The organism is Pseudoduganella lutea (genome assembly GCF_004209755.1).
GTDB classification, from domain to species: domain Bacteria; phylum Pseudomonadota; class Gammaproteobacteria; order Burkholderiales; family Burkholderiaceae_D; genus Rugamonas; species Rugamonas lutea.
On the sequence record NZ_CP035913.1, the window covers coordinates 1,788,492 to 1,811,360 of the forward strand.

Below are 22,869 nucleotides of genomic sequence, written 5' to 3' on the forward strand. Positions count from 1 at the left end.
GGTTTTTATTATGCAATGCCCCGCTACGTGAGCGGGGCATCGTGAATCTCTTTATGCAGCGATGACAGCTTTGGCTTTTGCAACCACATTCTCGACGGTGAAGCCGAAGTGCTTGAACAGCACGCTGGCCGGCGCGGATTCGCCGAACGTGTCGATACCGACCACGGCGCCTTCCAGGCCCACGTACTTGTACCAGAAGTCGGTCACGCCGGCTTCCACCGCCACGCGCGGGATACCCTTGCCCAGCACGCTGGCCTTGTAGGCGGCGTCCTGGCGGTCGAACACGTCGGTCGACGGCATCGACACCACGCGGGCCGGAATGCCTTCGCCCTTCAGCGCGGCAGCGGCCTTGACGGCCAGTTCCACTTCGGAACCAGTGGCGATCAGCACGACTTTCGCGTCGGCTTCATCGGACAGGATGTAGCCGCCCTTGGCGATGTCGGCGATGGCCTGCTCGGTGCGCTCGTTGAACGGCAGGTTCTGGCGCGAGAAGATCAGCGTGCTCGGGCCATCCTTGCGCTTGACCGCCTCGCCCCATGCCACCATCGATTCGACGGTATCGGCCGGGCGCCAGTTGTCCAGGTTCGGGATCAGGCGCAGCGACGACACGTGCTCGACCGACTGGTGGGTCGGGCCGTCTTCGCCCAGGCCGATCGAATCGTGCGTGAACACGAAGATCGAACGCTGCTTCATCAGCGCGGCCATGCGCAGCGCATTGCGGCTGTAGTCGGAGAACGTGAGGAACGTGGCGCCGAACGGGATGTAGCCGCCATGCAGGGCCACGCCGTTCATGATCGCGCTCATGCCGAATTCACGCACGCCGTAGTTGACGTGGTTGCCCGGCTTGCCGGAACGGATGTTGGTCGACTCTTTCCAGTTCGTCAGGTTCGAGCTGGTCAGGTCGGCCGAGCCGCCCAGGAATTCCGGCAGGATCGCCGACAGCGCCTGGATCGCGTTCTGCGATGCCTTGCGGGTGGCGATGGTTTCCTTCTTCTCGACGGTGGCGGCAATCGCGGCCTTCAGCGTCTCGTCGAAGTTGGCCGGCAGGTCGCCGTTCATGCGGCGCTTCAGTTCGGCGGCTTCAGCCGGGAAGGCGGCGGCATACGCGTCGAACTTCGTGTTCCATTCGGTTTCGTACGAAGCGCCCTTGTCCTTGAAGTTCCACGCGGTGGTGACTTCTTCCGGCACGATGAACGGCTCGTGGCCCCAGCTGATGTATTCGCGGACGGCGGCGATTTCCTTGTCGCCCAGCGCGGCGCCGTGCACCTTGTCGCCACCCTGCAGGTTCGGCGAACCCTTGCCGATGATCGTCTTGCAGCAGATCAGCGTTGGCTTGTCGGCCTTCTTGGCCTGCTCGATGGCGGCATCGACGGCGGTCACGTCGTGGCCATCCACGTCGCGGATCACGTTCCAGCCGTAGGCTTCGAAGCGCTTCGGCGTGTCGTCGGTGAACCAGCCTTCGACTTTACCGTCGATGGAGATGCCGTTGTCGTCGTACAGCGCGATCAGCTTGCGCAGGCCGAGCGTGCCGGCCAGCGAGCACACCTCGTGCGAGATGCCTTCCATCAGGCAGCCGTCGCCCACGAACGCATACGTGTAGTGATCGACCACGTCGTGGCCCGGCTTGTTGAATTCGTTCGCCAGCAGCCACTCGGCCAGCGCCATGCCGACCGCGTTGGCCAGGCCCTGGCCCAGCGGGCCCGTGGTGGTTTCCACGCCCGGCGTGATGTCCACTTCCGGGTGGCCCGGCGTTTTCGAGTGCAGCTGACGGAAGCCGCGGATGTCGTCCATCGACACGTCGTAGCCGGACAGGTGCAGCAGCGCGTAGTGCAGCATCGAGCCGTGGCCATTGGAGAGCAGGAAGCGGTCGCGGTTGACCCAGTCCGGATTGGCCGGGTTGTGGCGGTGGTGGCCGCTCCACAGCGCGACGGCGATCTCGGCCATGCCCATCGGCATGCCTGGGTGGCCGGAGTTGGCTTTCTGGACGGCGTCCATCGCCAGCGCGCGGATCGCGTTGGCCATCTGGGTGTGGGGAAGCTTAGCGTTCATATCAGTTGGTGCGGGAGGTTGGGGATTCCGGGGGCTGCAAGCCGTCTCGAGCAGGTGCGTGCCTCACTACCGAACTGACACCATGCTGAAACCGCCTTGGCTGCGTAGCCCGCTATTTTACCAGAGGCCGGCGCGGCCGCTTAAAATCAGTGCATTTTGGACTTATATAGATCACGATGCCACGCTTTTACATCGACGCGCCCCTCGCGGCCGGCCAGCTGCTCGACCTGCCAGCCGAGGTCGCCCACCATATCCACGTCGTGCGGCTGGCGCCGGGCGACGCGCTGACGCTGTTCAACGGCACGGGCGGCCAGTACGAGGCGGTCCTGACCGAGGTCGGCAAAAAACGGGCAACTGCCGAGCTGGGGGCGTTCGAGCCGCGCGACGTCGAGCTGCCCTACCCTGTCACGCTGGCGCAGGGCTTGCCGGAAGGCACGAAGATGGACTGGATCGTGGAAAAGGCCGTGGAGCTGGGCGTGACGTCCGTGCAACCGCTGGCCGCCCGGCGCTGCGTGGTGCGGCTTTCCGCCGAGCGGGCCGTCAAGAAGCTGGAACACTGGCGCGGGATCGTCGTGGCCGCCTCCGAGCAAAGTGGGCGGAACCGGCTGGCGGCCATTGCCGAGCCGGCGGACTTCCGCGACTGGATCGGCATGGCCGATGGCGGACCGCGGCTGCTGCTGTCGCCGCGGGGAACGTCGTCGCTGGTGGACTGGGCACGACAGGCCGGGCCGCAGGCGGTGACGATCATGGTGGGGCCGGAAGGCGGTTTTACCGACGAGGAAGAAGATGCGGCCGTACGTGCCGGGGCCGTGATGGTGACGATGGGGCCGCGCGTGCTGCGTACGGAGACGGCGGCGCTGGCAGCGCTGGCGATGCTGGCCGGGGTGTGGGGCGGGATGTAAAAAAGCCCGCGGAATCGCTTCCGCGGGCTCCTGCGTTGCCGCCAGCTGGCTGGCGGCAACGCAACGATCAGGCGATCAGTTGAAGCGGACGTTGTATTCCGCGGAGAAGCGTGCCGAACGGGGAGCCGAACGGTAGATCTGCGCTTCGTACAGCGCGTAGCGCGCCTGGTTGGTGTTGTAACGCTCGTACACCTTCTGCACGTTCTGGTCGTTCAGCACGTTGAACACGTCCACCTTCAGCGCCAGGCCCTTGATGAACGACGGCTTGTACACCACGTTCAGGTCCAGCGTTTTTTCCCACGGCAGGCGGCCCACGGTGCCGCGCGGCGACGGCGTGTTCTGGCTGCCGGTCGCGCCGAAGCAGTAGTGCGAAGCGGACTGGTAGTTGTAGTCGGTGCCCACGGTGTTCGGGTTGGTACCCGAGCACGAACGCGGACGGCCCGATGCGAGGATGGCGGCGCCGCCGACGGTCCATTCCGGCGTCACGTCATAGAAGCCGATCGCCTTCAACTGGTGCTTGCGGTCGTTCGGCAGCAGGCCGTAAGCGTAGTCCATCAGCTCCGGGTAGTCCCAGGTCTGCGTGGCGGCCACGTCGCCCTGGCCGACCGAGGTGTCGGACAGCGTCTGGCCTTCGGTATTACCCTTGCTGCGGGACAGCGTGTAGTTCACCTTGGCATACCAGCCATTGCGGTACGGGTGCTCCAGGAAGAAGTCCAGCGCCGCGTAGGTACGCTTGGCCTTGTCGAAGCCCAGGGCTTCCTTGGACAGGTGCACTTTCGTGTAGTTGCCGTTCATGCCGTAGTCGACCAGGAAGTCGTTGGCTTCGCCCGGATTGAACGATGCGCAGGCGAAGTGCCAGTCGCTGGACACGGCGATGTTGTTGGCGGCGGCATAGGCTTCGAACGGACGGCCATCGCAGGTGTCGTCGATGGTCGACTGCAGCTTGCGGTAGGTGGCCTTGGCACCGAAGTTGAATTCCGGCGTCAGCGATTTTTCCAGGCCCAGCGTCAGTTCATCCTGGAACGAAGGCTTCATGTCCAGGGCGGCAACCGTGTTCGGGTCTTTCGCCTGGCCGAATTCGCTGTTGGCCGACAGCACGCCGGTTACCGGGGTCAGGCCGGTCGGGGCGCCATTGGCGTCCGTGCCGGTGTAAACGAAGTACTCGTCGACGCCCAGCGAACCGTTGGCGCCGCGCAGCGCGATCATGGTCGGCATCTGCACGGTGTAGCGGCCGGCGCTGCCGAAGATCTTGAACGATGCGTCGCCGTTCACGTCCCACACTGCCGAAGCGCGCGGAGCGATCTGGTTCTTCATCTCGATGTACTTCGTGCCATCCTGGTTGGCGTTGAAGAAGCCTTCACGGCGCACGCCAACGGTCACGGCGACGTCCTTGGTGACTTGCCAGCGGTCTTCCAGGTATTGCGCATCCTGGCCGGCGAATGCGTTCGACACGGTCGAACGACGGTTGCGCTGGACGTAATAGCCCTGTGCGGCCAGGCCGCCATACGGTGTCAGTGCAGGCACTTCGCCACCGCCCACGGCAAACGCTTCATTCGGCGTCGGCGTCTTGCCGTAGAGCCACAATGCGCCACCAGCCAGCTGGTCGCCGGCGTTCATCGACTTCATCTTGTTGTTGTCGATACCGGCCTTCAGCGTGTGATTGCCGATGCGCCATTCCAGATCGAGGCGCTTCGAGATGACTTCATCGCGCGCGCCGTTGAACGGCTGGTCGTCGTCGAACGGCTGGCCGCCGTTGTAGTTCAGGCCGGGAGCGCGCACGTCCGGCGGTGCCGAGACCTGTGCCAGGGTCGGGTTGTAGCCTTCCGGTGCGTAAATGTGCTCGGCTTCGGACTTGCCGAACAGCGCGGTCACCGTCAGGTCTTCCGTCAGGTTGCCCACGTAGCGCAGGATCTTGGCTTCGCCGCCGTTCGGGTTGAAGGGACCGTATTCTTCATGCGTGGCCGAATTGACGGTGCTGCCCACGGCGCGCGTGGCGTAGTCGTACGAACGATACTGGGTGTCGGTTTCCGGCAGGTCGCCCATCGTCGTGAACTCGACGCGGTGGTTGTCGGAGATGTTGTAGTCGAGCTTGAAGAAGTAGCGGCTCTGCTTCGTCTCGTAGTCGCGCCAGCCGTTGTCGGCCAGCGTCAGCGCCGTGCGGCCCAGGTAGACGCCGCTGCTTTCCAGGCTGGTCTGTTCCAGGGCGGCGAACATGAACAGCTTGTCCTGGATGATCGGGCCGCCGACATAGGCGGAGTACTGCTTCTGCTGCACCTGGTTGTCTTCGCGGCGCAGGCGCAGCGTACCGTCCGTGGTGGTCGGGAATGCGCCGGTGTTGGCGTAGTAGTAATCCTGGTACTTGGCACGGGTCGACTTCGGCGTGATCGAGAGGAGGCCGCCTGCTTCCCACGTGTTGGTGCCGGACTTGGTGGTGATGTTCATCACGCCACCGACCGAACGGCCGAATTCCACGCCGTAACCGCCCGTCAGCACCTGTGCCTGGGCGATGGCGCCGAACGGCAGTTCCATTGCGCCCAGCTGGGTCAGCGGGTTGGTGACGGGGAAGCCGTTGATGTAGTACGCGTTCTCGGAAGCGCCGCCACCGCCGAAGCTGGCACCGGCCGAATAGGTCGGGTCGCCGCGCGTGGTGTTCGGTGCCAGCTGGACGATGGCCTCGACGCTGCGGGCGATCGGCAGTTTTTCCAGGTCGCGGGCCGTGAACGTGGCGCCGTTGGTGGAGTTGGAGATGTCGATGCGGCTGCGACGGCCAGTCACCTGGACCGACGTCATGCCCGCGGTCGCGAAGACGGCTTCGACGCCCGAACCGGCCAGCACTTCCAGCTGCGCGGTGCTCACGGCGTTGCCGCCCTTCTGCAGGGTAGCGGTGTAGTTACCGATCGGGAGGTTCGTGACGCGGAAGGTACCGTTGGGTTCGATGGTCGTCGTACGGGTCTGGTTCGTGTCGTTACTCTTCAGAACGATCGTGTCGCCATCTCCAGCGGAGACCTTGCCGTACACGGAACCAGCGGCGTTCGACTGTGCCATGACTGCCGGCGCAACAGCCATCGACAGTGCGCCCGCCGTGAACGCTACCTGGAGCGCACGGACCAGAACAGTTTTTCTCAACATTTTTTGTATTTCCTCATTTAATAAGCTTGTTCGGTAGAAAAGCTTCGGCGAAACCGTTTTGGCGGATCCGCCAGCACCGGCACAGCTCTGTTTATATGTCCCAACAATTCGTGCTGGGTCGGCTTATGGACGACCCCACCAGGCTCGGTTTGATCTATGTCAACCGTAGCCCGATGACAAATATGACCACGCCGCCAATTGGCGTGTCAATTGAGAAAGTTTTTTTCGCGGCTCAGATACAACAGCTGTGTAGAAATGGATACAGAAAAGAACAGATGTGGTGCGGTTCCTGTCTGTTGTGGGGCATGCACCAAAGTGGACAGCGTCGCCGACTGACTGTGCTAAGCGGGTCGGAGTACAATCGAGGGTTACCGTGCGCGGCCTTCGCGACCCGCGCCTTGCAGACCATCTTGAAGAATTGCCATGCTCCGTTTAAATGAAATCAAACTGCCTCTGAACCACGAAGAATCAGCGCTGAAGGAAGCAATCCTGGAAAGACTGGGCATTCCCGCGGAAGCCCTGCTGCAATTCACCGTGCACAAGCGCAGCTATGACGCCCGCAAGAAAGCGCACATCGTGCTGATCTACTCGGTGGACCTGGAAACGACGGACGATGCCGGCACCCTGGCCCGCAACGCGCGCGACGTGCACCTGATGCCGTCGCCCGACATGGCGTACAAGTTCGTTGCCCGCGGCGTGAACCGCGATGGCCGCCAGCCGCGCCCGGTCGTGATCGGCATGGGCCCGTGCGGCCTGTTCGCCGCGCTGGTCCTGGCGCAGATGGGCCTGAACCCGATCGTGCTGGAGCGTGGCAAGACGGTGCGTGAGCGCACGAAGGACACGTTCGGCTTCTGGCGCAAACGTGCGCTGAACCCGGAATCGAACGTGCAGTACGGCGAAGGCGGCGCGGGCACGTTCTCGGACGGCAAGCTGTACAGCCAGATCAAGGACCCGCGCCACCTGGGCCGCAAGGTGCTGACCGAGTTCGTGAAGGCGGGCGCGCCGGAAGAAATCATGTATGTCAGCAAGCCGCACATCGGCACCTTCCGCCTCGTCAAGATGGTGGAAGCGATGCGCGAGGAAATCGTCGCGCTGGGCGGCGAGATCCGCTTCGAGCAGCGCGTGGTGGACTTCGACATCGAGGAAAAGAACGGCGTGCGCCAGGTGCGCGGCCTGCAACTGGCCACCGGCGAGCGCATCGCGACGAACCACGTGGTGCTGGCGATCGGCCACAGCGCGCGCGACACGTTCTACACGCTGTACGAGCGCGGCGTGTACGTGGAAGCCAAGCCATTCTCCATCGGCTTCCGCGTGGAGCACCCGCAATCGCTGATCGACACATGCCGTTTCGGCCCGAACGCCGGCCACCCGATCCTGGGCGCGGCCGACTACAAGCTCGTGCACCACGCAAAGAATGGCCGCGCCGTGTACAGCTTCTGCATGTGCCCGGGCGGCACGGTGGTAGCGGCGGCTTCCGAACCGGGCCGCGTCGTCACGAACGGCATGAGCCAGTATTCGCGCGCGGAGCGCAATGCCAACAGCGCCATCGTGGTGTCGATCAGCCCGGAGGATTATCCGGGCGGGCCGCTGGCCGGCATCGAATTCCAGCGCCGGCTGGAGGAAGCCGCGTTCCGGCTGGGCGGCGAAGACTACAACGCGCCGGGCCAGCTGATGGGCGATTTCGTGGCGGGCCGGCCGTCCACCGAGTTCGGCGCCGTGATTCCGTCGTACAAGCCGGGTGTGCACCTGACGGACCTGGCAACGATCCTGCCGGATTACGCTACCGAAGCACTGCGCGAAGCCTTCCCAGCCTTCGACCGCCAGGTGCGCGGCTACTTCAAGCACGACGCGGTGCTCACGGGCCTGGAAACCCGCACGTCGTCGCCGATCCGCATCAAGCGGCGCGACGACGATCTGCAGAGCATGAACACGCGCGGCCTGTTCCCGGCCGGCGAAGGCGCCGGCTACGCGGGCGGCATCCTGTCGGCCGGCGTGGATGGCATCAAGGTGGCCGAAGCCGTGGCGCTGTCGATGGCGGACGCCGACCACGCATAGTGCGGCACAGAAAAACTGGGGACGTACCCCTGTTTCCAGGAAATTTAAACTGGGGCGTACCGCATCGGCAAACCGCCCTGTTTACAGGAAAACGTCGACCAGGAACCCTGCTGGCCAGTCACCGATGATGTTTCTTCAAAACGGGGTACGTCCCCAGTTTTGCTTTTCTATAACCAGCGGGCCTTGCGGAAGCGGCGGTACAGGTAGAAGCTTACCGAGAACATCGCCGCCAATGCCAGCGGATAGCCGTACTTCCACTTCAGTTCGGGCATGAACTCGAAATTCATGCCCCAGATGCCCGCGAATGCAGTGAGCACGCCAAAGATCGCGGCCCATGCCGCGAGGCGCTTGTTCACTTCGCCTTCATCGAGCGCGATCATCGACAGGTTCACCTGGATCGCCGTGGCAATCGTGTCGCGGATCGCATCGAGGATCGAGGCGATGCGGGCCAGGTGGTCGTGCACGTCGCGGAAGTATTCCTGGCTGTTCGCGCACACGGCCGGCACGCGGCCGCCGTGCAGCTTGCCGATCGCATCGAGCAGCGGCGCCACCGCATGGCGCAGGGTCATCACCTTGCGCTTGAGGTCATACAGGCGCTCGATATTGTCACGCTGCGAGGTGCCCGTGAAGATGCGTTCCTCGATCTCCTCCAGTTCCGATTCGAACGCGTCGACCAGCGGGAAATAGCGGTCGACCACGGCATCCATCAGCGCATACAGCACGAAGCCGGCACCATGGCGCAGCAGGTGCGGCTCGCGCTCGGCGCGGGCGCGCACGCCCATCAGGTCGTGGCTGCTGTTCTGGCGCGACGACAGCACATAGTTGTGGCCGACGAAGATGTCGATCTCGCCGACGACGAGTTCCTCCCCTTGCGGCTCGACCGTTTTCACCACGACGAACAGCGAATCGCCATACTCCTCGATCTTGGGCCGCTGGTGGCCGCGCTGCGCATCCTCGACGGCCAGTTCGTGCAGGCCGAACTCGTGCTGCATCTCGGCCAGTTCGGGCGGCGTGGCGTCGCGCATCGCCACCCAGACGAACGCATCGTTGTGCGCGATGTAGTCGCTGATGTCGGCCACTGGCAGGTCGGCCAGCTTGCGGCCATCCTGGTAGGCGACGCAGTTGATCAGCATGTGCAGTCCAAAAAAATAAGCTCCCGGTTGTGACACCGGGAGCTTACCTGAAAACCGCTTACTGCCGAGCTCGTGTCCACCTTGAAGGTGCCACAGGGAGTGACGCAGGGATTTCGTGGAGCATGCTCCGCGCCTGCGGAACGATGCGGCCCTGCATGGCCGCAGCTTCGCGGAACATGTTCCGCGCCTGTGGCACGGTGCGAGCCTGCAGGCTCGCACTCCTTCCAGGCCCATCCGGACACGGACTCGACGCTAATTGACGGCTAGAGCTCAGCCCGTGTCCGATTTGAGGGTTGACCCCAAGGTGGACACGGGCTGAACCGTGGGCTAGTCCTCCTTGGCGCCATCAATCCCCAGTTCGGCGATCTTCCGGGTGATGGTATTGCGCCCAATCCCCAGCCGCACGGCGGCATCGTTCTTGCGCCCGTGCGTGTATTTGAGGGCGGTGCGGATCAATGCGGATTCGAACTGCCGGCCCAGCACGTCCATCACATCCTGCTGGCCGTCGGACAGCATCGTGGCCGCCTGCAGTTCCAGCAGCGACAGCCAGCCGTCCGGGCCGGGGGTCGCGGGGGCGGTGGCGGAGGCGAACGGCATGCTGTGCGCCACATGGGGCGGCACCGGCACCGGCAGCTCGGGCGCGGCTTGCATGGCGCCCTGCCCTTCGGACAGTTCCAGCGGCAGGTCCTTCACTTCCACGGTCTGGCCGGGCGCCATCACGGTGATCCAGTTGCACAGGTTTTCCAGCTGGCGCACGTTGCCCGGCAAGTCGAGGCTCTGCAGGAACGCCAGCGAGGCGTCGCTCATGCGCTTGGCTTCCACGCCGAGCTGCCGGGCGCTCTGCACCAGGAAATGGCGCACCAGGATGGGGATGTCCTCGCGGCGCTCCCGCAAACTGGGCAGCCGCAGCCGGATCACGTTCAGGCGGTGGAACAAGTCTTCGCGGAACAAGCCGTCGCGCACGCGCTGCTCCAGGTTCTGGTGCGTGGCCGTGATCACGCGCACGTTCGCCTTCAGTGGCTGGTGGCCGCCGACGCGATAGAAATGCCCGTCGGACAGCACGCGCAACAAGCGCGTCTGCAAGTCGAACGGCATGTCGCCGATCTCGTCGAGGAACAGCGTGCCGCCTTCGGCCTGTTCGAAGCGGCCGCGCCGCGTGGCCTGGGCACCGGTGAACGCGCCCCGTTCGTGGCCGAACAGTTCCGATTCCAGCAGATCCTTCGGAATCGCCGCGGTATTGAGCGCAATGAACGGCTGCGCTGCACGCGGGCTATGCTTGTGCAGCGCGCGCGCCACGAGCTCCTTGCCGGAGCCGGATTCGCCGGTGATCAGCACCGTCACGTTCGATTGCGACAGGCGGCCAATGGCGCGGAACACTTCCTGCATCGCCGGCGCCTGGCCGAGGATCTCGGGCGTGTCCGCGGGGCCGGATTCCACGCTGGCTTCGCGCAGGCTTTCGTCCAGCGCGCGGCGGATCAGTTCGACAGCCTTGTCGATGTCGAACGGCTTGGCAAGATATTCAAAGGCGCCGCCCTGGAAGGCTGCCACGGCCGAATCCAGGTCGGAAAACGCGGTGATGATGATGACGGGCAGGCCCGGCAGCCGCGACTTGACCAGCGACAGCAGGTCGAGGCCGGAATCGCCCGGCATGCGAATGTCGGAAACGAGCACCTGGGGTGTCTCGTATTCCAGCGCAGCGATCGCATCGCGCGCATTCGCAAAACTCTTTGTGGCGAGGTTTTCCCTCGCTAACGCTTTTTCCAGTACCCAGCGGATCGATTCGTCGTCATCGACAATCCAGATTGGCTTCATATGTGATGTGCTTCCCGCAATTTGGATTCATCAGGCACTTCAGCCACCGGCCCCCCGGCTTATGGCAGGGGCAGCAGGATGCGGAAGTCCGTAAAGCCGGGCCTGCTTTCGCATTCGATGACGCCCATGTGCTGGTGCACGAAGGTTTGCGCCAACGTCAAACCCAGGCCGCTGCCGCCATCCCTTCCCGATACGAGCGGGTAGAAGATGCGGTCGCGGATCTGGGGCGGAATGCCCGGTCCGTTATCGATGATATGCAAATCTAATGCCAGGTTATAACGGACCTTTGCCAGCGTCACCTGGCGTGCCACGCGCGTCTTGAACGTGAGCTGCGCGTCGCCTGTTTCGATGCGGTCGGCCAGCGCCTGCGCCGCGTTATGGGCGATGTTCAGCACGGTCTGGATCAGTTGTTCCTTGTCGCCCCGGAACTCGGGCAGCGAGGCATCGTAGTCGCGCACGATCGCCAGGCCGGCAGGGAATTCGGCCAGCATCAGGCTGCGCACGCGCTCCAGGACTTCGTGGATGTTGACGTCGCCCACGATGTGGGGGCGGCGGTGCGGCGCGAGCAGCCGATCGACCAGCGTCTGCAGCCGGTCCGCTTCCTTGATGATCACCTGCGTGTACTCGCGCAGCTGCTGCAGGTGCAGCGGCGGCAATTCCATTTCCAGCAGCTGCGCCGCGCCGCGGATGCCGCCCAGCGGATTCTTGATTTCATGAGCCAGGTTGCGGATCAGCTCCTTGTTCACCTGGCTCTGGTCGAGCAGGCGTTCTTCGCGGTCCAGCTTCATCTGCTGGACCGTTTCGCGCAATTCCAGCAGCACGCTGCCGTCCGGCTCATCCATCGCGCTGGCGATCGCGTGCACGTGCAGCGGTTCGCGCGCCGGGCGCTCCAGGGTCAGTTCCTGGCGCAGGTCGGAAAACTTGTGGGCGCGCGCCTGCGCGATCACGTTTTCAAAGTCGGTCGCATGGGTAAACAGGTCGCACAGCCGCTGGCGGGACAAGGCCTTCAGCGAGCTTTCCAGCATGTTCTCGGCCGCGGCGTTGGCGAAGGCGATGCGGCCATCGGCATCGACGATCACGACAGCCGATGCCAGCAGGTCGAGGCCCGCGAGCGTGTGGGAACGCGGGATGGCGCCCGCCGCCGCAGCCGCGGCACGGGCGATATTGGTCACAATTTTCATCGTATGTTGGCGATCTCGCGCTGTAGCGCTTGCACGTTCTGTTCCGAGCGGGCGATGGCATCGCGCAGGTTGGCCACCCGCTCCTGGTACTTGGCGTAGTTGCGCTCGTCACCGCGCCGTTCCGGCTCGCCGTTGTTGAATTCACGGCGCAGCTCGCCAAGCTTTTGCGTTTCGGCGTTCAGTTCGTCGGTCAGGATCTGGCGGCGGTCGGCATCGCGGGCCTTCTGTTCAGCCACGTCCACACGGGGAAACGCTGATGGGCTCGTACGCGGCGCCGGGCTGGCAGCCGATGCGGACGGGCTGGCACCCTGCGCGCGCGGCCGCGGCAGCTCCCGCGGCGGCGGCGCCGGAATAGCCGCGTTCGGCAAATCCAGCAGTACGCAAGCCTTGCCGCGGACCTGGCGATCCGTGTATTCCTTGCGCCCTTCGGCATCCGTGCAGCGGTAAATCTGCGCCGACGCGCCAGCGGTGGCCGTAAGCAAAACCAGTAACAACGAGCAGCGTGCGATCATGCCCCGACTATACAACAACCGAAAAAAAACGCGGGGATGGCTCGAAGCCCTCCCGCGCTCATTGGCTACCGGCATCGATGTCCCGGCAGCGTCGCCATTACAGCGAGTAGTACATGTCGAACTCGACCGGGTGCGTCGTCTGGCGCATGCGGGTCACTTCCGTCATCTTCAGTTCGATGTAGGCATCGATCATCGAATCGGTGAACACGCCACCGCGGGTCAGGAACTCGCGGTCCTTGTTCAGGTGATCCAGCGCTTCTTCCAGCGAGGCGCAGACGGTCGGGATCAGCGCGTCTTCTTCCGGCGGCAGGTGGTACAGGTCTTTCGACGCTGCTTCGCCCGGGTGGATCTTGTTCTGCACGCCGTCCAGGCCGGCCATCATCAGCGCGGCGAAGCACAGGTACGGGTTGGCCAGGGGATCCGGGAAGCGCGTCTCGATGCGGCGGCCTTTCGGGTTCGCCACGTGCGGGATGCGGATCGAAGCGGAACGGTTGCGTGCCGAGTAGGCCAGCTTCACCGGTGCTTCGTAGCCAGGCACCAGGCGCTTGTACGAGTTGGTGCCCGGGTTGGTGATCGCGTTCAGCGCCTTGGCGTGCTTGATGATGCCGCCGATGTAGTACAGCGCGAAGTCGGACAGGCCGGCATAGCCGTCGCCGGCGAACAGGTTTTTGCCGTCTTTCCAGATCGACTGGTGCACGTGCATGCCCGAGCCGTTGTCGCCCACGACAGGCTTCGGCATGAAGGTGGCGGTCTTGCCGTAGCTGTGCGCCACGTTCCAGATCACGTACTTCATGTTCTGCGTCCAGTCGGCGCGTTCGACCAGGGTCGAGAAGCGGGTACCGATTTCATTCTGGCCGGCGCCGGCCACTTCGTGGTGGTGCACTTCGACCGGGATGCCCATCGATTCGAGGATCAGGCACATTTCCGAGCGCATGTCCTGGAACGAATCCACTGGCGGCACCGGGAAGTAGCCGCCCTTGACGGTCGGACGGTGGCCGCTGTTGCCGCCTTCGATGTCCTTGTCGGTTGACCACGATGCTTCGTCGGAGTCGATCTTGACCGATGCGCCGGACATGTCGATCTTCCACTTCACGGAATCGAAGATGAAGAATTCCGGTTCCGGGCCGAAGTAGGCGGTGTCGCCCAGGCCGGACGATTTCAGGTAGGCTTCGGCGCGCTTGGCGATCGAACGCGGGTCGCGGTCATAGCCCTTGCCGTCCGACGGTTCGATCACGTCGCACTGCATGAACAGGGTGGTTTCTTCGAAGAACGGATCGATATTGGCGGTGCTCGGGTCCGGCATCAGGATCATGTCCGATGCTTCGATGCCTTTCCAGCCTGCAATGGAAGAACCGTCGAAGGCGTGGCCGCTTTCGAACTTGTCGATATCGAAGTGGGACACAGGCACGGTCACGTGCTGCTCTTTACCACGGGTATCGGCGAAACGGAAGTCGACGAACTTGACTTCGTTGTCTTTGACCAATTGCAGGACTTCTTCGGCGGTACGTGCCATTACTCATCTCCTAAGTGAAAAGGGCTGCCGTCACATTGTGCGGCGGTAACTCGCGTACTGTAATGCATGAAGCGTGCCAGCACAAAGCTTCTATGGATATGCAGCGAGTTACATTGATCTTGCTCCCTACGGAAACTAAAATCATCCGTACGGAAACGCACGGCAAAATGCACCAAGTTTGCGCATCGCTGCGGGCGCCCAATTTTGGTGCGCGCCAGGTATTTTGCACCAGTTTCGCGCACTGCGCCCCAAAATGTGGCATGAATGTCCAGGTGCAATTTTTACCTGCAGAAATGCCTTCGATGTTAGACACAGATCCCAAGGAATTAACGCCAAATGAGCACCAACGACATTCTGGAGCAGGCCCGCGAGCGCGGCCAAGGTCTGCCCTATGCTGGAGCGGTCACGCCCCAGGAAGCGTATGAACTCCTCCAGCAAAACCCGGCCGTACGCCTCATCGACGTGCGCACCAATGCGGAACGCGACTGGGTTGGCCGCGTGGCGATCGCCGATGCGCAGCATGCCGCGGTGCAGTGGAGCACTTATCCGGGCGGCGTGCCGAACCCGGAATTCGTGCCGCAGCTTTCCACAGTGGCCAGCAAGGACGACGTGCTGTTATTCCTGTGCCGCTCGGGCGTGCGTTCGCGTCATGCGGCCAAGCTCGCCACCGAGCATGGCTATGCCAACAGCTTCGACATCCTGGAAGGCTTCGAGGGCGACAAGGATGCCGAGGGGCATCGCAAGACCGTGGGTGGGTGGTGCAAAGCAGGCTTGCCCTGGCTGGGCGCCTGAGCTCCCGTGCCTGGTGTCTGACACTTTTCCGGGCGTCTTATCCGGAAAAGTGTCAGACACCGGTTTTTCGCTCAGGAATCGGCGACATCGCGCGAAAACCGGTGTCTGACACCAAGAAGCCGGTGTCAGACACCGATACGCCGGCGTCGCGAATTGCATCATATTCCGTAACTCAAAAAATGGGGACGTACCCTGTTTTTCAGGAAATGTTGCTCAGAAAATGGGGTACGTCCCCATTTTTAGAGCAACGTTTCTTGTCGTTACAGCGCGTATGTCAGCCGCGCGTAGACGAACCGGCCGGAGCGGCCGAATGGCGAGTAGTTCGTGAACGGGGCGTTGCCGGTGGTGTTCAGCGCGGCGGGATAGGCGTCCGGGTACTGGTCGAACAGGTTTTCCGCGCCCAGTGCCAGCGACAGCGCGTCGTTGATCTTCCAGCGCCCTTCCAGGTCCACCAGCGTTTTTGCCGACATCGTGTGGTCCAGCGCCGGTGTCGTGCCCGGCGTGAGGATCTTGCCGTAGCGTGTCGCCCGGAGGGTGGCACCCCATGGGCCCAGGTTCCACGTGCCGCTGGCGGTGAACTTGGTTTTCGGCGTGCCCTGCTCGAACGTCAGCACATTGACGCGGTCGAACAGCACCGGCGCCGGCGACAGCGCGGCCAGTTCGGCCGTCTGCGGCACCTTGTCCACGCTGGTATCCGTGTAGTTGCCGGCCAGCGTCAGGTCGAAGCGGCCCGCGGCGCCCAGGTTCCACGGGTAGTTCAGCACCACGTCCACGCCTTTCGTCGTGGTGTCGACGCCGTTGATGAAGAAGCGGCCGCCGGCCACGCCGGGGAAGCCGTTCGCAACCAGGTAATTGCGCACGTTCGCCTGCGTGAGGTTTTCCGACAGCACGATGCGGTTGCGGATGTCGATGTGGAACGCGTCGACCGTCAGGCTGCCGCGGCCCAGCTTCGTGACCGCGCCCAGCGAGAAGTTGGTGGACTTCTCGGCGTCCAGCGGCTTCGCGCCCAGCGCCACGGCGGCCGGGTCGTTCGGCTTGAACGTGGTGAGGTCGAACGGCACGCCGTTGATGAAGTTGGTCGACGTGGACGTGAAGAATTGCTGCTGCATCGACGGTGCGCGGAAGCCGTTCTGCACCGAGCCGCGCAGCGCGAAGGCCGGGGTGAAGTCATAGCGAGCGGCCAGCTTGCCGGACCAGTTGCTGCCGAAGTCCGAGTAATGCTCGCCGCGCACGGCGAACGATGCCAGCAGTGACGGCAGGACCGTCGCCTCGAAGTCGGCGAACACGCTGTACGCGGTGCGGTGGCTGTCCGATTCGTCGGTCGGCCGGAAGCCCGGGAACACCTGCGAACCGGAAGCGGTAGGCAGGCCCGAAGCCAGCAGCACGCCGCCGTTGCGGTACGAATCCGGCTCGCCCGCCTCCAGCTTGTACCCTTCCCGGCGCGCCTCGGCGCCCAGCGCCACGTTCAGCGGCGACGCCAGGCCCACGTCGAACTGGCGCACCCCGGACAGGTTGTACGTCAGCTGGTCATACGAAAAGCCGCCGGCCTCGAACTCGGTCTTGCTGGCCGCGCCCAGCGAACGGTTCAGCGTGTTCTGGATCGTGAAATCCATCTTGTTCTTGCCGTAGCTGAACGAGGAATCCATGTCCCAGCCATCGAGGGTCCACGTGAAGCCCGCCGCGGCCGAGAAATCGTCGACATCCGGCGCGATGATCGGCAGGAAGCCGTTCGGATAGATCTGGATGGTGTTGTTGTCCTGCAGGGCGCGCCGGAAGAAGCCGCCCGATTCCGCCTCGCGCTTCTGGTAGCTCGCCCACCCATACCATTTCAGGTTCTCGCTGACCGAGCCGCCGGCATTGGCGAAAACGGTCGACTGCTTCATTTCCGGCTCGCCGTACCAGGCGTTGAAGCGGTTGATCGTTGCTTCGCGCGGATCGAACTGGCCATTGACCAGCGGGTATTGCTGGCGCGTGTCGTAGCCGCTGCGCTCCGTGTGCTCCTGGTCCTTGTACTCGGCCGCAATCGTGAGATAGCCGGTCTCGCCCAGCGCCAGGCCTTTCCACAGGCTGACGGTGGCCACGCCGCCATCGCGCCGCTCACGATCGGTCTGCGTTCCCCAGTTCGCGCCGGCCACCGGCGGCGTGACCGCGAATTCGTATTCCGTGATGCGCTTGCCGTAGCTGACGGTGGCTTCGCCGCCGCTCCGGTCGTTGCGCAGCCGGATGTTGACCACGCCGGCGATCGCATCGGAGCCGTATTGCGCCGATGCGCCGTCGCGCAGTACTTCGATGTTCTTCACGATGCCGGTCGGGATCGTGTTCATGTCGACGGCGGCCGAGCCGCGGCCGATCGTGCCGTTCAGGTTGACCAGCGACGATGCGTGGCGACGCTTCGAGTTCACCAGCACCAGCGTCTGGTCCGGCGCCAGGCCGCGCAAGGTGGCGGGGCGGATCGTGTCGGTGCCGTCCGCCAGGCCCGGGCGCGGGAAGTTCAGCGATGGCAGCGCGACGGACAGCGCCTGCGTGATCTCCGGAACGCCGGTGTTCTTGATCGTGTCGGCCGAGATCACGTCGACCGGTGCCGTGGTGTCGAGCACCGTGCGGTTCGATACCCGCGTGCCCGTGACGACGACGGTGGCCTGGTTGTCTTCGGTGGAGGTGGCCTGCTGCGCAGGATTTTGCTGCGCGGCCGCGTGGCCGGCGAACAGCGAAGCGATGGCGGCGGCAAGCAATGCCCTGGCTGGTAAGGTATTCCGGTGCATCCTGATCCCTTGTGCAAGTGATGTGAGCGAATGACAGCAAGGAGCTCATCATCGGGGCCGGTGCAACGGGGTGTCAATCCAATCAGTGCCTTGATCGCAATGTTGTCGTAATTTTTACACGGGTAGTTCTACGTATCGACGGGTCCGGCGATGACCGCGCCGCCCATCAGTTCGACGATCCGCTGACGCACGAAATGCACGTGGCTGCGCAGGCCATACAGGTCGTCGGCGAACGACAGCGGGATCGACAGGTGGTTGACGCGGTCCTCGATCTCGTTCAGCCGTTCCAGCTGCGCGGCGTAGATGGCGCCACGCTCCTCCGGCGGCACTTCCACCGCCTCCTCGATCGCCCCTTCCACCGTGCGCAGCTGGCCATACCAGCGGTAGATGCGCGAGCGCACGCGCCACACGTACAGCGGCGGCACGATCTTCGACAGCGGCAGGATCAGCGCGGACAGCGCCAGCAGCAGCACCCACATGCGGTCGAGGAAGTTCGCCAGCCAGAAGCTCATGTAGCGCTGCAGGAACGGCGCGCCATCCTTGTAGTACTTGGCCGCTTCGTCGGCCACCCTGATTTCCGTGTATTTCGCGGACGGGAACTGGCCCTGCTGCTGGAACCAGCCGGCGCCGCCATGGATCTTCGCTGCGGCCTGCACGAACAGTTCCACCAGCGCCGGGTGCAGGTCGTCGCGCGCCACCAGGGTGGCCGTCGGCGCGATCAGGTGGTAGTCGCGCGCCGGCAGGTCGCGGCCCAGGTCGACGATGCCGCGCGGCAGCGTCACATGGGTCAGGAACGGCAGGCGCCGCGTATAGGCTTCGGCCTGGGCAAAGTCGAACAGGACGATGCCGGGCGTCTGCAACAGCATCTGGATCAGCGGGTCGTCCGGCGCGGCGGCGAACACGAGGCCGTCGATGCGCCCTTCCAGCAACTCCACGGTGGCCGGCGTGTTGTCGAGCTGCGTGGTCTGCAGCTCCGCGCGGTCGACGCCGTTCACCTCGAGGATCTGGCGCACCAGGCGTGGCGTGCCGCTGCCGCGCGCGCCGATATTGATTTTCAGGCCGCGCAACTGCGTCAGCTGCGTTATCGCCGGCGCGCCCTCCTTCGCGCGCAGGAACAGCCACACCGGCTCCGTGAACAGGCTGCCCAGTGAGACCAGCCCTTCGCGTTCCGGCGCCGCCTCGTCGGTCGTGCCGCTCTGCATGAACGCGATGTCGACCTTGCCTTCCTTCAGCAGCTTCAGGTTGTCGCGCGAACCATGCGAGCCTTGCAGCGCCACCGCGATGCGTTCCTTCTTCAGCAGTTCCTGGTACCGCTTGCCGAACACGTCGTAGGCGCTGTTCTCCTGCCCCGTGCCCAGCACCACGTGGCGCGGCGGCGCGGGGTCGACGACCAGGTAGGCAACGATGCAGACGACGGCAATGCCGAGGATGGTGGGGCCGGCCGAAGCGACCAGGTCGCGCAGCGAGAAGCTGGTGAACTTCTTCAGGCGGGTCATCGTGGAGCGGAGAACGGGTTTTATCATGGCTGGCACGATGCCAACTTTTGGCCGAACCTGCAAGGGGGGAGACCCGGCGGCGGTGGAGCGCTGGTGTCAGACACTTTTTTCTGGGCGCTTCATCCAGAAAAAGGTGTCTGGAAGGAGAGAGGGCTTGCAGGCCCTCCCCGTTACGCAGGCGTGGAGCAGTGCTCCACGAAATCCCTGCTCCACCAGCGGTTTTTGTCAGCCGATGGCTGCGGCAGAAGGAAACCGGTGTCGCACACTTTTTCCGGAAAAGCGTCCGGAAAAAATGTTCGACACTAGGCGGATCACCCGCCGCAGGCTTTCACGGGTGCGCCCAGCGCGGCGGCGGCGGCGGCCACGGAAGAATCGGCCGGCAGGGTGGCCGCCTGGTTCGGTTCGATCAGCGGCATCAGGCTCGGCGCCAGTACCGTCAGCAGTTGCACCGGCAGCGCGCTGGTGAAGTCGTAGTTCTTCGATTCGGGGCCGCGCACATAGGCCGTCATGCTGCCGAAGAAGCGTTCGCCGATATTGAACACGAAGGTGGCGGAGCGGTTCACGTAGCGCGATTCGATCAGGCGCCCGCCTCCGGCATACACGTCGAAGCGCTGGTCGCCAGTGCCGGTCTTGCCGCCGACGGCGATGTTAGTGCCATCGGCCGCCACGAAGGCGGTCTTGGCGCGCTTGGCCGTGCCGTCCGACACCACGCCGCGGATCTCGTCGGCCACCACGTGTGCCACTTCGGGCGACAGCACCCGTTCCGCCGCCACTTTCTCGGCCCGCGCCACTTTCGTGTCGTAGGGCGTGCCGGCCGCGAAATGCAGCGATTCCACGCGCTGGGTCGGTTTGCGCACGCCGCCGTTGACGATGATGCCCATCATCTCGGCCAGCGCGGCCGGCCGGTCGGCCGATGCGCCCAGCGTGGTCGCATACGAGGGCACCAGCGAGCCGAATGGATAGCCCATCTTCTTCCACTGGGTGTGAATGCCGATGAACGCTTCCATTTCCAGCAGGCCGGCGATACGGCGGTCCTGCGCGTGCTTGCGGTGCGTCTTGAACAGCCACTGGTAGACTTCCTGGCGCTCCTTCTCGGAAGCGGCCACCACCTGCGACAGCGTGGCGCCGTCGTGCTGGCGCAGGTAAGCCACCAGCCACAGTTCCAGCGGGTGCACGTTCGCCATGTAGCCGCGGTCGGCCAGGCTCCACTTGTCCATCGCGTACTGGTCGAACATCTTTTCCAGGCGATCCTGCGGCACTTCGTTCTGTTCGAGCAGGTTGCCGTTGACGAACAGGGCGAATTCGCCGAGCGAAGCCTTCGGGAACAGCGTGCGGTGGATATTGGCCAGGCGCAGCGGCGTGGGCCGGATGCTGTCGACGAGGATCTTGTCCAGCTCCGACTTCGGCTTGCCCTTGTACTTGGCATAGAAACGGTTCAGGAATTCCTTGCCTTCCTTGTCGGCGAAGCGGGCCAGGTACTGCGCGCGGCGCGGATCGTCCGAATCGGCCAGCAGGCTGGCCGAGGATCCCGGCATCTGGAACATGTAGTACTTGACCACGTCGCGCATCAGCCGCACGAACAGCAGGTTGGTCGAGCGGCGCAGGCCTTCGCGCACCGTGAGGATGCGGCCGTTGTCTTCCTTGGAGAAGTTGCCGAAGTAATGCAGCCCGCCACCGGTGAAGAAGCCTTCGCCCGGGTTGCCGGAATACGTGCGTTCCATCGCCGCGTTCAGCATGGCCGTCAGGTCGCGCTTGTCCAGCGGCGTGATCGACAGCCATTCGATGCCCCAGGCGGTCAGGCGGTCCTTCGGATCGAACACCACCTTGCCCAGTTCGTCCGCGCTCATCCGGCCGTATTTCTTGTGCAGCTGGTCGACGATGTCCAGGTAGGTGACCAGCGTGCGCAGCTTCGCCGTCGACCCCAGGTCCAGCTTGGCGCCTTCGTTGATGTCGAGCGGCTGGTCGTAGTTATCGGTCTGCACGCGCAGGTAGTTCACCTTGTCGCCGCGCTCGAGCAGCGTGAAGCTGTACACCACGTTGGCCGGGTCGCCATTGCCCAGCATGCCCTTGCCCGTCAGGCCGGCCTGTTCGGCCACGGCGGCGTCCTTCAGGTCGCGCAGCATGCTCGCGACCGCCCGCTGGGCATTCGCATCGAGCGTGCTAACCACGGACAGGTCGAGCCGGTCCAGGTTGTACATGCGGTTGTCGCCCAGCAGGTTCGCCAGGTGCACGCGCACCGTGTTGGCGGCCTTCTTGGTGACGTAGCTGACCGGCGGCGCGGCCTGCAGGCCGTTGCCCTTGGCAGGGCGCAGTTTTTCCTTCAGCGCCGCGTCACGCAGCGCCGGCGTGATGATACCGGCCTGCGCCAGCACCCGCAGGTGGCTGTTGGCCAGCGTTTCCAGGTCCTGGTCGCCATTGCCCAGGTAATAGCTGGGGCGGCGCTGCGCGATCAGCAGCGACAGCGCTTCCTTGAACACGAGCGCGCTGCCCGGCTGGTCCATGCGCCCGGCCAGCAGGCGGTTCACTTCGTTGAAGTCGCGGCCGTACCATACCCACATGCCATCGCCGATGCCGTTCACTTCGCCGTAGCCGGGCTTGGCCGACAGGGGCACCGTGTTCAGGTAATCGACAACGATCTGGCGGCGCACCGCCGTCGTGTCCTCGCCCTGCTGGTAGGCCCTCAGGGTGGCCGAGACCATCTGCTGCAGCTTGTCCTTCATCGACCCCGTGCGCCCTTCCGGCGAATGGCGGTACTTCTCGATCTGCGTGGCGAGCGTGCTGCCGCCGGCGGCGCGGCTGCTGGCCAGGCCCACGGCACTCGCGGATTTTTCCAGGATCGCCTTCGACAGGCGGTCCCATTCCACCGCCGGATTGCGTTTCGGGTAGGTATTGTCCAGCAGCTCGCGGTTCTCGATGAACAGCAGGCTGTGCACCAGTGCCGCCGGCGCTTGCTGGAAGCCCGGGTAGATGCGCTCCGGGTAGCTGGCCGAGAACAGCGGCTGGGCGCGGCAATCATAGATCGTCAGGCCCGTGCGGGTCTTTTCGCGGAACGTGGTGAACACGCCCATGTCGGCCAGCTCCACCATCTTCGGCGAAAAGCGCGACTGCGCCAGCACCTGGTAATCGCGTGCCTTGAGGCGCTCCAGGTAGTCGGGAATGTTGGCGTAACCCAGGCGCTCGTCATACGGGCTGTCGTGCGGGAAGCGGATCGCGTTGCTGGGCCCCGGCTCGACCTTGTAGGTGAGCTCCTTGACGACGCCGGTGAAGTATTTCGCCTGCATCGTGGACGTGCGGGATTCGTGGATCAGCCACCAGATGGCCAGCGACAACAGCACCAGCATCAACAGGATGAATGCGTTACGGGAGCGCTTGCCCTTGGGCTCGGACGGCGGCGGCGTGGCCGGCTGGTCGTCGTCCAGGCCTTGCCGTTCTTGGTCGTATTGGGAAGACATAGGTTCTGCTATCTTTACTTGTACTGCATTGCTGCACTGCGTTAGGTGATTACAACAGCGTGGCGCCGACAGGGTGGCGCC

The 22,869-nt window shown here is 64.2% G+C and carries 13 protein-coding genes; 3 read left to right on the forward strand and 10 right to left on the reverse strand.

All coding sequences use genetic code 11. The annotated features are described in order from the left end of the window. Nucleotides 1-51: 51 nt before the first annotated feature. Nucleotides 52-2,049 carry a transketolase gene (gene tkt, locus EWM63_RS07450; protein WP_130185953.1) on the reverse strand — a complete coding sequence of 666 codons (1,998 nt, stop codon included), beginning with the start codon at nt 2,047-2,049 and terminating at the stop codon, nt 52-54. A 176-nt stretch (nt 2,050-2,225) separates the two neighbouring features. On the opposite strand from tkt, the gene EWM63_RS07455 reads away from it, so the two are divergent. Further along, nucleotides 2,226-2,951 carry a 16S rRNA (uracil(1498)-N(3))-methyltransferase gene (locus EWM63_RS07455; protein ID WP_130185954.1) on the forward strand — a complete coding sequence of 242 codons (726 nt, stop codon included), beginning with the start codon at nt 2,226-2,228 and terminating at the stop codon, nt 2,949-2,951. Between the two features lie 75 nt (nt 2,952-3,026). Here the strand turns inward: EWM63_RS07455 and EWM63_RS07460 are convergent, their stop codons facing one another. Continuing rightward, nucleotides 3,027-6,080: a TonB-dependent receptor gene (locus tag EWM63_RS07460; RefSeq protein ID WP_130185955.1), complete on the reverse strand. Its 3,054-nt coding sequence runs from the start codon at nt 6,078-6,080 to the stop codon at nt 3,027-3,029. A gap of 423 nt (nt 6,081-6,503) precedes the next feature. Here EWM63_RS07460 and EWM63_RS07465 point away from each other — a divergent pair, with 423 nt between their 5' ends. After that, a complete protein-coding gene (locus EWM63_RS07465; protein ID WP_130185956.1) occupies nt 6,504-8,135 on the forward strand; it encodes an NAD(P)/FAD-dependent oxidoreductase in 1,632 nt (543 codons plus the stop codon). Nucleotides 8,136-8,302: 167 nt separating this feature from the next. Here the strand turns inward: EWM63_RS07465 and corA are convergent, their stop codons facing one another. The 5 genes from corA to glnA form a co-directional block, all read right to left on the reverse strand. Then, complete coding sequence (gene corA, locus EWM63_RS07470) at nt 8,303-9,268, reverse strand: magnesium/cobalt transporter CorA (RefSeq protein ID WP_130185957.1); 966 nt, start codon at nt 9,266-9,268, stop codon at nt 8,303-8,305. Between the two features lie 327 nt (nt 9,269-9,595). Then, the gene (gene ntrC, locus EWM63_RS07475; RefSeq protein ID WP_130185958.1) at nt 9,596-11,080 is read right to left on the reverse strand and encodes a nitrogen regulation protein NR(I); all 1,485 of its coding nucleotides are present in this window, start codon (nt 11,078-11,080) and stop codon (nt 9,596-9,598) included. A gap of 59 nt (nt 11,081-11,139) precedes the next feature. Continuing rightward, nucleotides 11,140-12,261, reverse strand: coding sequence for a nitrogen regulation protein NR(II) (gene glnL / locus EWM63_RS07480; protein WP_130185959.1), 1,122 nt, complete (start codon nt 12,259-12,261; stop codon nt 11,140-11,142). Then, entirely contained in the window at nt 12,258-12,755 is a 498-nt protein-coding gene (locus EWM63_RS07485) for a DUF4124 domain-containing protein (protein WP_307720835.1), read from the reverse strand. The genes glnL and EWM63_RS07485 overlap by 4 nt, the downstream gene beginning before the upstream one ends. Nucleotides 12,756-12,870: 115 nt before the next feature. Then, nucleotides 12,871-14,286 carry a type I glutamate--ammonia ligase gene (gene glnA / locus EWM63_RS07490; protein WP_130185960.1) on the reverse strand — a complete coding sequence of 472 codons (1,416 nt, stop codon included), beginning with the start codon at nt 14,284-14,286 and terminating at the stop codon, nt 12,871-12,873. A 336-nt stretch (nt 14,287-14,622) separates the two neighbouring features. Here glnA and EWM63_RS07495 point away from each other — a divergent pair, with 336 nt between their 5' ends. Continuing rightward, nucleotides 14,623-15,078 (forward strand): rhodanese-like domain-containing protein, encoded by a 456-nt coding sequence (locus tag EWM63_RS07495; protein WP_130185961.1) that lies wholly within the window; start codon nt 14,623-14,625, stop codon nt 15,076-15,078. A gap of 260 nt (nt 15,079-15,338) precedes the next feature. On the opposite strand, the gene EWM63_RS07500 is transcribed toward EWM63_RS07495, so the two are convergent. The 3 genes from EWM63_RS07500 to EWM63_RS07510 form a co-directional block, all read right to left on the reverse strand. Next, nucleotides 15,339-17,840, reverse strand: a complete 2,502-nt coding sequence (locus tag EWM63_RS07500) for a TonB-dependent receptor plug domain-containing protein (RefSeq protein ID WP_130185962.1) — start codon at nt 17,838-17,840, stop codon at nt 15,339-15,341. A gap of 128 nt (nt 17,841-17,968) precedes the next feature. Continuing rightward, nucleotides 17,969-19,336 carry a TAXI family TRAP transporter solute-binding subunit gene (locus EWM63_RS07505; RefSeq protein WP_130190257.1) on the reverse strand — a complete coding sequence of 456 codons (1,368 nt, stop codon included), beginning with the start codon at nt 19,334-19,336 and terminating at the stop codon, nt 17,969-17,971. Nucleotides 19,337-19,647: 311 nt separating this feature from the next. Further along, nucleotides 19,648-22,788 (reverse strand): transglycosylase domain-containing protein, encoded by a 3,141-nt coding sequence (locus EWM63_RS07510; RefSeq protein WP_130185963.1) that lies wholly within the window; start codon nt 22,786-22,788, stop codon nt 19,648-19,650. Nucleotides 22,789-22,869: the final 81 nt, after the last annotated feature.

What these genes read in the sequence shown, in the direction of transcription:
- tkt (WP_130185953.1), bottom strand. Translation starts at nt 2,049, where the DNA reads ATGAACGCTAAGCTTCCCCACACCCAGATGGCCAACGCGATCCGCGCG.
- EWM63_RS07455 (WP_130185954.1), top strand. Translation starts at nt 2,226, where the DNA reads ATGCCACGCTTTTACATCGACGCGCCCCTCGCGGCCGGCCAGCTGCTC.
- EWM63_RS07460 (WP_130185955.1), bottom strand. Translation starts at nt 6,080, where the DNA reads ATGTTGAGAAAAACTGTTCTGGTCCGTGCGCTCCAGGTAGCGTTCACG.
- EWM63_RS07465 (WP_130185956.1), top strand. Translation starts at nt 6,504, where the DNA reads ATGCTCCGTTTAAATGAAATCAAACTGCCTCTGAACCACGAAGAATCA.
- corA (WP_130185957.1), bottom strand. Translation starts at nt 9,268, where the DNA reads ATGCTGATCAACTGCGTCGCCTACCAGGATGGCCGCAAGCTGGCCGAC.
- ntrC (WP_130185958.1), bottom strand. Translation starts at nt 11,080, where the DNA reads ATGAAGCCAATCTGGATTGTCGATGACGACGAATCGATCCGCTGGGTA.
- glnL (WP_130185959.1), bottom strand. Translation starts at nt 12,261, where the DNA reads ATGAAAATTGTGACCAATATCGCCCGTGCCGCGGCTGCGGCGGCGGGC.
- glnA (WP_130185960.1), bottom strand. Translation starts at nt 14,286, where the DNA reads ATGGCACGTACCGCCGAAGAAGTCCTGCAATTGGTCAAAGACAACGAA.
- EWM63_RS07495 (WP_130185961.1), top strand. Translation starts at nt 14,623, where the DNA reads ATGAGCACCAACGACATTCTGGAGCAGGCCCGCGAGCGCGGCCAAGGT.
- EWM63_RS07500 (WP_130185962.1), bottom strand. Translation starts at nt 17,840, where the DNA reads ATGCACCGGAATACCTTACCAGCCAGGGCATTGCTTGCCGCCGCCATC.
- EWM63_RS07505 (WP_130190257.1), bottom strand. Translation starts at nt 19,336, where the DNA reads ATGACCCGCCTGAAGAAGTTCACCAGCTTCTCGCTGCGCGACCTGGTC.
- EWM63_RS07510 (WP_130185963.1), bottom strand. Translation starts at nt 22,788, where the DNA reads ATGTCTTCCCAATACGACCAAGAACGGCAAGGCCTGGACGACGACCAG.